At 60.0% G+C, this 12,035-nt stretch carries 13 protein-coding genes; 11 read left to right on the forward strand and 2 right to left on the reverse strand.

The genetic code is table 11. The annotated features are described in order from the left end of the window. Positions 1–17: 17 nt before the first annotated feature. Both NA647_RS01330 and NA647_RS01335 read right to left on the reverse strand, forming a co-directional pair. Positions 18–1,304 (reverse strand): HlyC/CorC family transporter, encoded by a 1,287-nt coding sequence (locus tag NA647_RS01330; RefSeq protein ID WP_256056066.1) that lies wholly within the window; start codon positions 1,302–1,304, stop codon positions 18–20. Between the two features lie 9 nt (positions 1,305–1,313). Further along, the gene (locus NA647_RS01335; protein WP_131650672.1) at positions 1,314–2,114 is read right to left on the reverse strand and encodes a cytochrome C assembly family protein; all 801 of its coding nucleotides are present in this window, start codon (positions 2,112–2,114) and stop codon (positions 1,314–1,316) included. A 242-nt stretch (positions 2,115–2,356) separates the two neighbouring features. On the opposite strand from NA647_RS01335, the gene ffh reads away from it, so the two are divergent. From ffh to thrC, 11 genes are all read left to right on the forward strand, one after another. Further along, positions 2,357–3,733, forward strand: coding sequence for a signal recognition particle protein (gene ffh, locus NA647_RS01340; protein WP_256056067.1), 1,377 nt, complete (start codon positions 2,357–2,359; stop codon positions 3,731–3,733). Positions 3,734–3,920: 187 nt separating this feature from the next. Then, entirely contained in the window at positions 3,921–4,172 is a 252-nt protein-coding gene (gene rpsP, locus NA647_RS01345; protein ID WP_256056068.1) for a 30S ribosomal protein S16, read from the forward strand. A 5-nt stretch (positions 4,173–4,177) separates the two neighbouring features. Next, positions 4,178–4,714 (forward strand): ribosome maturation factor RimM, encoded by a 537-nt coding sequence (gene rimM / locus NA647_RS01350; RefSeq protein ID WP_256056069.1) that lies wholly within the window; start codon positions 4,178–4,180, stop codon positions 4,712–4,714. A gap of 5 nt (positions 4,715–4,719) precedes the next feature. Beyond that, entirely contained in the window at positions 4,720–5,472 is a 753-nt protein-coding gene (trmD, locus tag NA647_RS01355) for a tRNA (guanosine(37)-N1)-methyltransferase TrmD (RefSeq protein WP_256056070.1), read from the forward strand. A 45-nt stretch (positions 5,473–5,517) separates the two neighbouring features. After that, complete coding sequence (gene rplS, locus NA647_RS01360) at positions 5,518–5,868, forward strand: 50S ribosomal protein L19 (RefSeq protein ID WP_131650668.1); 351 nt, start codon at positions 5,518–5,520, stop codon at positions 5,866–5,868. Positions 5,869–6,042: 174 nt separating this feature from the next. Next, positions 6,043–6,453 carry an acyl-CoA thioesterase gene (locus NA647_RS01365; protein WP_256056071.1) on the forward strand — a complete coding sequence of 137 codons (411 nt, stop codon included), beginning with the start codon at positions 6,043–6,045 and terminating at the stop codon, positions 6,451–6,453. A 63-nt stretch (positions 6,454–6,516) separates the two neighbouring features. Next, positions 6,517–7,413, forward strand: a complete 897-nt coding sequence (xerD, locus tag NA647_RS01370) for a site-specific tyrosine recombinase XerD (protein ID WP_256056072.1) — start codon at positions 6,517–6,519, stop codon at positions 7,411–7,413. A gap of 238 nt (positions 7,414–7,651) precedes the next feature. After that, positions 7,652–8,377: a thioredoxin fold domain-containing protein gene (locus NA647_RS01375; RefSeq protein ID WP_256049597.1), complete on the forward strand. Its 726-nt coding sequence runs from the start codon at positions 7,652–7,654 to the stop codon at positions 8,375–8,377. A 99-nt stretch (positions 8,378–8,476) separates the two neighbouring features. Continuing rightward, positions 8,477–8,974 (forward strand): GFA family protein, encoded by a 498-nt coding sequence (locus tag NA647_RS01380; RefSeq protein ID WP_256049596.1) that lies wholly within the window; start codon positions 8,477–8,479, stop codon positions 8,972–8,974. Between the two features lie 118 nt (positions 8,975–9,092). After that, complete coding sequence (locus NA647_RS01385; protein WP_256056073.1) at positions 9,093–10,397, forward strand: homoserine dehydrogenase; 1,305 nt, start codon at positions 9,093–9,095, stop codon at positions 10,395–10,397. Between the two features lie 101 nt (positions 10,398–10,498). Further along, entirely contained in the window at positions 10,499–11,908 is a 1,410-nt protein-coding gene (gene thrC / locus NA647_RS01390; RefSeq protein ID WP_256056075.1) for a threonine synthase, read from the forward strand. Positions 11,909–12,035: the final 127 nt, after the last annotated feature.

Below are 12,035 nucleotides of genomic sequence, written 5' to 3' on the forward strand. Positions count from 1 at the left end.
CCGGGCGACGCAACGAATTATGGCGTGTCGCTCGGTTCTTCCTGGATATCTTCGGCCACCCAGGCGCGCACGCTTTTGACGCGATTGTCTGCGGCCTGCAAGACTTCGAATCGATACTGCTTAATCTGCAGGCAGATACCGCTATCAGGAATATGTTCAAGCGCTTCGGTAATCAATCCGTTAAGCGTCTTCGGCCCGTCGCAGGGTAATTGCCAGCTCAGCGCTCGGTTTACTTCGCGCAGATAGGCGGCGCCGTCTATCACCAGGGTGCCATCGTCCTGGGGGTGTATATCCGGGCTGCGCAAGGCGTCCTGGTTGCTGAACTCGCCAACGATCTCTTCGAGAATATCTTCCAGGGTAACGATCCCCAGTACATCGCCATATTCATCCACCACGATGCCGATGCGTCGTTTTTGTTTTTGAAAATTGAGCAGCTGAGTAGAGAGCGGGGTGTTTTCGGGGACGAAATAGGGCTCGTTGCAGGCTTCTAGCAGGCTGTCCTTGGTTAGTTGGTCGTGACTGAGCAGGCGGGCGATCTGCCGCATGTGCACGATACCTTCGATCTGGTTGATGTCCTTGCGGAACACTGGCAAGCGAGTGTGCGGTGTGGTGCGTAACTGGCCAACGATGGTTTCCAGGTCATCCTCAAGATCAATGCCGGCGACTTCGTTGCGCGGGATCATGATGTCATCGACGGTCACCCGCTCGAGGTCGAGAATGCCGAGCAGCATGTTCTGTCGATTCAGCGGCAGATCGCTACCGGATTCACGCACCACGCTGCGTAGCTCTTCGGTGGACAGGCTGTCGGTGCCTTTCTTGGACGGGTCCACACCGAGCAGCTTGAGTAGTCCATTGCTGATCCAGCCGAGCAGTGCTACCAACGGATACAGCACTTTCTGCAACAACAGAAGCGGAAGGCTGACCGGATAGGCGACCAATTCAGGTCGTAGAGCGGCCAGGGTTTTTGGCGTGATTTCGCCAAAGATAAGCAGAAAGATGGTCAGGCCGACCGTGGCGATTGCGATCCCGGCCTCGCCCCACAGCTTGATTGCCAGCACGGTGGCGATGGACGAAGCGAGGATGTTGACGAAGTTGTTGCCGACCAGGATGGTCCCGAGCAACCTATCAGGTCGTGCCAGTAGCGCGCTGGCGCGTTTTGCGCCGCGGTGCCCGGCTTTGGCCTGATGGCGTAGGCGGTAGCGGTTGAGGCTGAGCATCCCAGTTTCGGAGCTTGAGAAAAATGCCGAGCACAAAAGCAGGAAGACCAGCAGGCCAACCAGAAAGCCGGGATGTAGATTTTCCACGTGGCGGCCCTAAATGTGCAGGATGAATTCGCGGACCAGCTTGCTGCCGAAATAGGCCAACATCAGCAGACAGAAGCCCGCCAGCGTCCAGCGAATGGCCTTGTAGCCGCGCCAGCCAAGCTGATGGCGCCCCCACAGCAACAGGCCGAAGATTACCCAGGCGATGACTGATAGCAGTGTTTTGTGCACCAGATGCTGGGCAAACAGATTGTCGAGGAACAGCCAGCCGGAAATCAGCGATGCCGATAGCAGCAGCCAGCCGGCGAGGAGGAAGCCGAACAGCAGGCTCTCCATGGTTTGTAGGGGCGGGAAGTTCTTGATCAGGCCGGACGGGTGTTTGTGCTTGAGGTGGTGGTCCTGCAGGAGCAGCAGCAGTGACTGAAAGACCGCAATCGTAAGCATCCCGTAAGCAAGAATGGAAAACAGGATATGTGCCAGTATCCCTGGCTCCTCGCTGATGGCCGGCGCGGTGCCGGACGGCGCGAACTGGGCGAAAAGCACTGTCAGACAACCGAGCGGAAAAAGAAGCAGCAGAAGATTCTCGACTGGCATGCGATGAAGCGCGAGCAGAATTAAGAGAATCACGGCTGCGGCAATCAGGCTCGAGGCCGTGAAGAAATCCAGGTGCAGTCCGCTTGGCGACAGCAGTTGGATGAACAGGCTCACCCCGTGCGCAACGAGCGCCAAGGCGCCCAGGACGATAAGCAGGCGCTTATTCGGCACGGTGCGTTGCGCCAGGCGTAGGCCTTGGTATCCGGTGACGCCAGCATAAAGGCAGGCGGCAGCTAGGCTCGGTAGCAGAGGGTGCATAGGTCTGTTAACAGGCTCGAAAGGCGCTGAGTGTGGCACAAACACCGAGCGCAAAAAAGCGTGCAGGCGAGCGGTATGGCGCCGCGTGGCTCGGTGTGTGGGCGCGTTATCGGATGATGCGGTGCTCGGTTGTTGGCGCTGGCTGGCCTGTGGCGATGAAAAGCACGGTCGGCGGGGTACCGGCCCGAGGCTTGCAGCTTCTATAATCGCTGCCTTAACCACATCCAGCGTGGAAACGGCACATGTTTGAAAACCTAACCGATCGCCTCTCCCAGACGCTTCGCCATGTCACCGGCAAGGCCAAGCTGACCGAGGACAATATCAAGGACACCCTGCGCGAAGTGCGGATGGCACTGCTCGAAGCTGACGTCGCGCTGCCGGTGGTCAAGGATTTCGTCGCCAAGGTCAAAGATCGGGCGGTCGGAACGGAGGTATCTAAAAGCCTGACGCCAGGCCAGGCATTCGTGAAGATCGTCCGCGCCGAGCTGGAAGAGTTGATGGGGGCGGCCAACGAAGATCTGGCACTGAACGTGGCGCCGCCCGCCGTAGTGTTGATGGCCGGCTTGCAGGGTGCGGGCAAGACCACCACGGTGGGCAAGCTTGCGCGCTTCCTCAAGGAGCGTAAGAAGAAATCCGTACTGGTGGTGTCTGCCGATGTCTACCGTCCCGCGGCAATCAAGCAGCTCGAGACCCTGGCCGCTGAAGTCGGGGTGACCTTTTTCCCTTCCGACACCAGCCAGAAGCCGGTAGAGATCGCCCAGGCGGCGATCCGCGAAGCCAAGCTGAAATTCATCGACGTGGTGCTGGTGGATACCGCCGGTCGCCTGGCCATTGACGCCGAGATGATGGCGGAGATCCAGGCCGTGCATGCCGCCATCAACCCGGCTGAGACGCTGTTCGTGGTCGACGCCATGACCGGTCAGGACGCCGCGAACACAGCCCGCGCCTTCGGTGAAGCCTTGCCGCTGACTGGCGTGGTGCTGACCAAGGTCGATGGTGATGCTCGTGGTGGCGCCGCGTTGTCGGTGCGTCACATCACCGGCAAGCCGATCAAGTTCCTCGGCATGGGCGAGAAGAGCGATGCGCTTGAGCCTTTCCATCCAGATCGCATCGCTTCGCGCATCCTCGGCATGGGCGACGTGCTCAGCCTGATCGAGCAGGCCGAGCAGACCCTCGACCGCGAGAAGGCCGAGAAACTCACCAAGAAGCTGAAGAAGGGCAAGGGGTTCGACCTCGAAGACTTCCGCGACCAGCTGCAGCAGATGAAGAACATGGGTGGCCTAGGCGGGCTGATGGACAAGCTGCCCTCGATCGGTGGCATGAATCTGTCCCAGATGGGTAACGCCCAGGGCGCTGCGGAAAAGCAATTTAAGCAGATGGAAGCCATCATCAACTCGATGACGCCCGTCGAACGTCGCAATCCGGACATCATCAGCGGCTCGCGCAAGCGCCGCATCGCCATGGGATCGGGTACTCAGGTGCAGGACATCGGGCGGCTGATCAAGCAGCACAAGCAGATGCAGAAGATGATGAAGAAGGTTACCGGCAAGGGCGGCATGGCCAAGATGATGCGCGGCATGGGCGGTATGTTCCCCGGCGGCGGGATGCCGAAATTTTGAACGACAGCTGCAAGCCCCGGGCTGTCAGGCCATGAGTAAATGATCCGGCGCGTTCGGGTTTTGCATTTACTTGTAGCTTGCGGCTTGAAGCTTGCTGCTTTTACTCGTAAAATGCGCGGCCTTTCGGGCCCAGGCCCATTTTAAGTGTGTGCCTTAAGTTAGCACCGACTACAGGAACGATGTTCACATGGTAACTATTCGTCTCGCCCGTGGCGGCTCCAAGAAGCGCCCTTTCTACCACCTGACCGTGACCAACAGCCGCAATCCGCGCGACGGTCGCTTCGTTGAGCGTATCGGTTTCTTCAACCCGATCGCTTCGGGTGCGGAAGTGAAGCTGTCTGTAAACCAGGAGCGTGCCGCTTACTGGCTGAGCCAGGGCGCACAGCCGTCTGAGCGCGTTGCTCAGTTGCTGAAGGAAGCTGCCAAGGCCGCTGCCTGAATCGTATGAACGCAACGTCTGCCCCGGCCGAAGATCTGATCGTAATCGGCAAAATCGTTTCGGTGCATGGCGTGCGTGGTGACGTAAAGGTCTATTCCTTTACCGATCCGATCGACAATCTGCTGGATTATCGTCGCTGGACGCTCAGGCGAGGTGACGAGGTCAAGCAGGTCGAGCTGGTTAGTGGGCGTCTCCAGGGCAAAATCCTGGTGGCTACGCTGAGAGGGTTGACCGATCGGGAAGTTGCGCGAACCTACGCCGACTTCGAGATCTGCATTCCTCGTAGTGAGCTTCCGCCACTGACCGGAGAGGAATATTACTGGTATCAGCTTCAGGGCCTGAAGGTCATCAACCAGCTCGGGCAATTGCTCGGACGGGTTGACCATCTGCTCGAAACCGGTGCCAACGATGTCCTGGTGGTCAAGCCGTGCGACGGCAGCCTGGACGATCGTGAGCGGCTGCTGCCCTATACCGACCCTTGCGTGTTGAAGGTCGATCTAGAAGTAGGCGAGATGCATGTCGAATGGGACGCGGATTTCTGAGCGACATGCCGAGTTTTCGTGTTGAGGTCATTAGCCTGTTCCCGGACATGTTCGCTGCTATCAGCGACTATGGGATCACCAGTCGCGCGGTAAAGCAGGGGATGCTCCAGTTGCGGTGCTGGAATCCCAGGAGCTACACCGAAGATCGTCACCAGACGGTGGACGACCGGCCTTTCGGTGGTGGTCCCGGCATGGTGATGAAGATCAAACCGCTTGAGCTTGCCCTGGCCGATGCCAGGCAGGCCGCTGGCGTGAAGGCGAAGGTGATTTACCTGTCGCCTCAGGGGCGTCAGCTGAAACAGGCCGACGTCCGCGACTTGGCGAAGGAGGAGGCGCTTATCCTCATTGCTGGTCGCTACGAAGGTATAGATGAGCGCTTTATCGAAGCGCACGTCGATGAGGAATGGTCGATTGGCGATTACGTGTTGTCCGGCGGTGAACTGCCGGCCATGGTGCTAATCGATGCAGTGACTCGCTTGCTTCCCGGAGCACTGGGTCATGCTGATTCCGCCGAGGAGGATTCGTTTACGGACGGCCTGCTCGACTGCCCGCACTACACGCGACCGGAAGTGTATGCGGATAAACGTGTTCCAGAGGTGCTGCTCAGCGGCAACCATGAACACATCCGGCGTTGGCGTTTGCAGCAATCCCTCGGAAGGACCTGGGAACGCCGTGCCGATCTTCTGGATGGCCGCTCGCTTTCTGGAGAAGAACAGAAGCTGCTGAAGGAATACATCCATCAGCGGGACGATAGTTAACGTATCGATGGCAGGCCACAAGGGCTTGTCTCAGGAGCACACAGCATGACCAACAAGATTATCCAGGCGATCGAAGCCGAGCAGATGACCAAAGAACTGCCTCCGTTCGCCCCCGGCGACACCGTGATCGTTCAGGTCAAGGTAAAGGAAGGCGAGCGTGAGCGTCTGCAGGCCTTCGAAGGGGTCGTGATCGGTAAGCGTAACCGTGGTCTGAACAGTGCCTTCACCGTGCGCAAGATCTCCAACGGTGTGGGTGTGGAGCGTACCTTCCAAACCTACAGCCCGATGGTCGACAGCCTCAGCGTCAAGCGCCGCGGCGATGTTCGCAAGGCCAAGCTGTACTACCTCCGCGCGCTGTCCGGCAAGGCAGCCCGTATCAAGGAAAAGCTGTCCTGAGGACTGCGCTCCTTGCAAGAAAAAGGCAGCCTTCGGGCTGCTTTTTCGTTACTGGGATAAATCATTCGAGACTCGTTGAACAACCTGATAACCGTTCCCTGCCTGCGTGCCTGGTAGCGTGACAACAACGACAAGATTCGCAGCACGGCGGCCACATAACTTGCGAGAAGTGGCATGACCCCGAGAAAAATCGAAATTCAGCGTCGTACCGATCTGTCCGTCACCCACGTGACCAAAGCGGTATTCCCCCCGACCACCAATCATCACAACACTCTGTTCGGCGGCACGGCCCTGGCCTGGTTGGACGAGGTTTCGTTCATCACCGCCACGCGCTTCTGCCGGCTGCCGCTGGTCACCGTGTCTTCCGACCGGATCGACTTCAATCACCCGATTCCCGCCGGTTCCATCGTCGAGCTGATCGGCCGCGTGGTTAAAGTGGGCAATACCAGCCTGAAAGTGGACGTCGAGGTGTTCGTCGAGAGCATGTATCACGACGGACGCGAGCTGGCCATCAAGGGCACCTTCAGCTTCGTCGCAGTGGGCGATGACAACCGGCCGGTGCCGGTACTGCCTGATCACGCCTGACCACGCTGGCTGTTTGCTGCTGCCTTGTGAAACACTGCCGCGTCGAGTCTTTCGGATACCGCCATGCCTGCCCTAGATGCCCCTGTAATTGACCGCTTTCTGGATGCCTTGTGGCTGCAGAAGGGGCTGTCAGACAACACACGGGATGCCTATCGCAGTGACCTGGCGCTGTTCAACGGCTGGCTGGCCGAGCGTGACCTGAAGCTGGAAGATGTCGGGCGCGTGATCATTCTCGATCATCTCGCCTGGCGTCAGGCCAACGGCTACAAGGCGCGCTCCACCGCGCGCTTTATATCTGGCCTACGTAGCTTTTATCGTTTTCTGCTGAGCGAGGGATCGATTAGTGTCGATCCGACCTTGCAGGTCGATCTGCCGCAGTTGGGGCAACCCTTGCCCAAGACGCTGTCCGAGGCGGATGTCGAAGCGTTGTTGGCCGCCCCGGATATTGGCGACCCGCTCGGCTTGCGTGATCGGGCGATGCTGGAAGTGCTTTATGCCTGCGGGCTGCGGGTGACCGAGCTGATTTCGCTGAGCCTCGACCAGATCAACCTGCGTCAGGGTGTGCTGCGCACTCTCGGCAAGGGCAACAAAGAGCGTCTGGTACCGCTGGGAGAAGAGGCCTTGCACTGGCTCGAGCGTTACCTTCGTCAGGCTCGCGGCCTGTTGCTGGGCGACAAGCCGAGCGATGTGGTGTTTCCAAGCCTGCGTGGCACTCAGATGACCCGACAGACCTTCTGGCACCGAATCAAACTGCATGCCTCGGTGGCAGGTATCAGCGCGACGATATCGCCGCATACGCTGCGCCATGCGTTCGCCACGCATTTGCTCAACCATGGTGCTGACCTGCGCACCGTGCAGATGCTGCTGGGTCACAGCGATCTGTCGACTACCCAGATCTATACCCATGTCGCCCGTGCACGCCTGCAGGAGCTGCACGCCCGCCATCATCCGCGAGGCTGACCGGACTCGAGGAGGGAAATCGGCAGCATGCGAACATCGGTCGAATGAATTCCCTACCTGCTGGCCGAAGTGATTGTTTGAGCGCAACGTGTAAGGCCGATCTGGTTGGGCCAGCGGCCACCATCGAGGTGCGCTGTAGCCCACAAACCCATCATCCAAGGCCGTCCCGGCAGTTGCTTGGACGGTGGCTATGATAATCTTCGCGCCCACCCCTTGATCGATGTCGCCAGGAGTTTCCATGCGCGTGATTCGTCTGTTCGCTGCCGTGGCTTTGGGCCTGGCCAGTTCCTTTTCCATGGCTGCCGATCCGGACAAGGCGATCCGTCAATCGTTGCAGTCCATCCAGCCCGATATGCCGATCGAGGCCATCGCCGAAAGTCCTATGCCCGGTGTCTACCAGGTGCAGCTCAAGGGCGGTCGCCAGCTGTATGCCAGCGCCGATGGACAGTTCATCATTCAGGGCTATCTGTTTCAGTTCAAAGATGGCCAGGCACTGAATCTCACCGAACAGGCTCAGAGCCAGTCGGTCGCCGCGGCCATCGATGCGATTCCGCTCAAGCAGATGGTGATCTTCGCGCCGGAAAAACCCAAGACCCACATCACGGTGTTCACCGACACCGATTGCGGCTACTGCCAGAAGCTGCACAGCGAAGTGCCGGAACTGAACCGTCTGGGTGTAGAAGTTCGCTACATGGCGTTTCCGCGCCAGGGAATGGGCAGTCACGGTGCCAATACGCTGACCAGCGTCTGGTGCGCCAAGGATCCGCAAGAGGCGATGAACAAGGCCAAGGCCCGTCAGGAGCTTCCCGCAGCCACATGTGACAATCCGATCGCCGAGCAGTACGAGCTGGGCCAGCTTATAGGTGTGCAGGGCACGCCGGCCATCGTGCTCGCCGATGGGCAGATCATTCCCGGCTACCAGCCAGCCCCCCAGTTGGCTGAAATCGCTCTCAAAGCCAAGTGATCGCACGAGGCGGCGTCTTCCTGGCGACGCCCGTCGGCCCAAACTGAACTGTCTCGCTCCCAGCGCTCAAAGTCTGCAATACCGACGGAGGGCGCGATCATGAAGCTTGAAGGTTCCTGTCACTGCAAAGCCGTGCGTTTCTCGCTGGAGTCGGCTACGCCTTACCCATTCATGCGCTGCTACTGCTCCATCTGTCGCAAGACGGCAGGTGGCGGCGGCTATGCGATCAACCTGGGCGGCGATCACCGGACGCTGAACGTCGAAGGGCGCGAGCACCTGAGCGTCTATCGGGCGCGCATGGTCGATCCGCAGTCCGGTGCAGTTCGTGTCAGCGACGGTGAGCGTCATTTCTGCAAGCACTGCGGCAGCGCGCTCTGGTTGTGGGATCCCAACTGGCCGGAGCTGGTGCACCCCCATGCGTCGGCTATCGACACCGATCTTCCTACGCCGCCCGAGCATACTCACCTGATGCTTGACTCGAAGGCGAGCTGGGTCGAGCCGCAGGTCTTCGATGCCGACAGGTGTTTCGCCGACTATCCAGACGAGTCGCTGGCTCAGTGGCATGAGCGCCTGGGCTTGGATGGGGCAAAAGACTAGCGCGTCGCCAGCCCGCCGTTTCGCGCAGCGATTTGACTAAAACCCTGCCGATTCGTAATGTGCGACTCTTTTGTTCGGCTGGTGCATCCGGCCGTTCGCTGGGAATGGGGAGTGCAGCTTGAAACCGGTGAAAGTTGGCATCTGTGGGCTGGGAACCGTCGGTGGCGGAACCTTCAATGTGCTCAAGCGCAACGCCGAGGAGATTGCCCGCCGTGCCGGGCGTGGAATCGAGGTTGCGCAGATCGCGACCCGACAGCCCAACCCCAAGTGCGACACCGGCTCCATTTCCATTACCGACGATGTTTTTGCCGTCGCCAACAATCCTGAAATCGACATCATCGTCGAGCTGATCGGCGGCTACACCCTGGCTCTCGAACTGGTGCTCAAGGCCATCGAGAACGGCAAGCACGTGGTCACGGCCAACAAGGCGCTGATCGCCGTGCATGGTAATGAGATATTCGCCCGTGCCCGCGAGCAGGGCGTCATCGTCGCCTTCGAAGCTTCGGTGGCGGGCGGCATTCCGGTAATCAAGGCGATCCGCGAGGGGCTGGCGGCCAACCGTATCAACTGGCTGGCCGGTATCATCAATGGCACCGGCAACTTCATTCTCACCGAGATGCGCGAGAAGGGCCGCGCCTTCGAGGACGTGCTCAAGGAAGCCCAGGCGCTTGGCTATGCCGAGGCCGATCCGACCTTCGACGTCGAAGGCATCGATGCCGCGCACAAGCTGACCATCCTCGCGTCCATCGCCTTCGGCATCCCGCTGCAGTTCGACAAGGCCTATACCGAGGGTATTTCGCGTCTGACCACAGCCGATGTGAATTACGCTGAGGCGCTGGGCTATCGCATCAAGCACCTGGGCGTCGCGCGCCGGACCGACGCTGGTATCGAACTGCGCGTGCATCCGACGCTGATCCCCGCTGATCGCCTCATCGCCAACGTCAATGGCGTGATGAATGCGGTGATGGTCAATGGTGATGCGGTGGGCTCGACGCTTTATTACGGTGCAGGCGCCGGCATGGAGCCAACCGCCTCGGCCGTGGTTGCCGACCTGGTAGACGTGGCGCGAGCGCTGACTACCGACCCGAACAACCGCGTGCCGCACTTGGCGTTCCAGCCCGATTCCCTGTCGGCTCATCCGATTCTGCCGGTCACCGCCTGCGAGAGTGCCTACTATCTGCGCATCCAGGCCAAGGATCATCCAGGCGTGCTGGCCCAGGTCGCGACCATCCTGTCCGAGCGCGGCATCAATATCGAATCGATCATGCAGAAGGAAGCGGAAGTCCATGACGGACTGGTGCCAGTCATTCTGGTGACCCATCGTGTGATCGAGCAGCGCATCGATGAGGCCATATCGGCACTCGAGACGCTCGATGATGTGGTCGACAAGGTCGTGCGGATTCGTGTGGAACAGCTGAATTAACCAGAGCTGGAAGCTGGAAGCTGGGAGCTGGAGGCCAGGGCGAATCGCCAGGCTCCAGACTCGAGCTTCAGGGCTGTAGGCTCAAACCGAAGGTTTGAACAATGCGCTACATCAGTACCCGTGGTCAGGCTCCGGCCCTGAATTTCGAAGATGTGCTGCTGGCCGGGCTGGCCAGCGACGGCGGCCTCTACGTGCCGGAAAACCTGCCGCGCTTCACCGTCGAGGAAATCGCTTCCTGGGCCGGCCTGCCGTACCACGAGCTGGCATACAAGGTGATGCGCCCGTTCGTGGCTGGCAGCATTCCGGACGCCGATTTCAAGCAGATTCTGGAAGAGACATATGGTGTATTCGCGCATAGCGCGGTCGCGCCGCTGCGCCAGCTGGACGGCAACGAGTGGGTGATGGAGTTGTTCCACGGCCCGACCCTGGCGTTCAAGGATTTCGCCCTGCAACTGCTCGGTCGCCTGCTTGACTACGTCCTGGCCAAGCGCGGCGAGCGCGTAGTGATCATCGGCGCGACCTCGGGCGACACCGGCTCGGCTGCGATCGAAGGTTGCCGCCGTTGCGATAACGTCGACATCTTTATCCTGCATCCGCACAACCGCGTTTCGGAAGTGCAGCGTCGGCAGATGACCACCATCTTCGGCGACAACATCCACAACATCGCCATCGAGGGCAACTTCGACGACTGCCAGGAGATGGTCAAGGACAGCTTCGCTGACCAGAGCTTCCTCAAGGGCACCCGTCTGGTGGCGGTGAACTCGATCAACTGGGCACGGATCATGGCCCAGATCGTCTATTACTTCCATGCAGCCTTGCAGCTGGGTGGCCCGGCGCGTTCCGTGGCGTTCTCGGTGCCCACCGGCAACTTCGGCGACATCTTTGCTGGTTACCTGGCACGCAACATGGGCCTGCCGATCAGCCAGCTGGTGGTTGCGACCAACCGCAACGACATCCTGCACCGTTTCATGAGCGGCAACCGCTACGACAAGGACACCCTGCATCCGTCGCTGTCGCCATCGATGGACATCATGGTCTCGTCCAACTTCGAGCGCCTGCTGTTCGACCTGCACGGCCGCAACGGCGCTGCCGTGGCTGAGCTGATGAGCGCCTTCAAGGCCAGCGGCAAGCTGTCGGTCGAGGAAGAGCGCTGGACCGAAGCACGCAAGCTGTTCGATTCCCTGGCCGTGGACGACGAGCAGACCTGCAAGACCATTGCCGAAGTGTTCGCCAAGACGGGCGAGCTGCTCGATCCGCACACTGCAATTGGCGTCTACGCCGCCCGTGAATGCCGCCGCAGCCTGTCGACGCCGATGGTAACGCTGGGTACCGCGCATCCGGTGAAATTCCCCGAGGCGGTGGAGAAGGCCGGTGTCGGCAAGGCGCTGGAATTGCCGGCGCATCTGGCCGACCTGTTCGAGCGTCCGGAGCGTTGCACCGTACTGGCGAACGATCTCAAGGCCATGCAGGCTTTTGTGAGCGAACACGGCAATCGCGGCAAGCCGCTGTAAGCGACCTTGGATGCAAAAAGGCCAGTCTTATGACTGGCCTTTTTCGTTTGTGGGAGTAGATAGGGTGGGCTTCAGCCCACCGTCCCACTAGAGGGGGCAATGGCACCCGTGTCGACCGCGGCTTTTG

Source organism: Stutzerimonas stutzeri, assembly GCF_024448985.1.
Lineage (GTDB): Bacteria > Pseudomonadota > Gammaproteobacteria > Pseudomonadales > Pseudomonadaceae > Stutzerimonas > Stutzerimonas stutzeri_AP.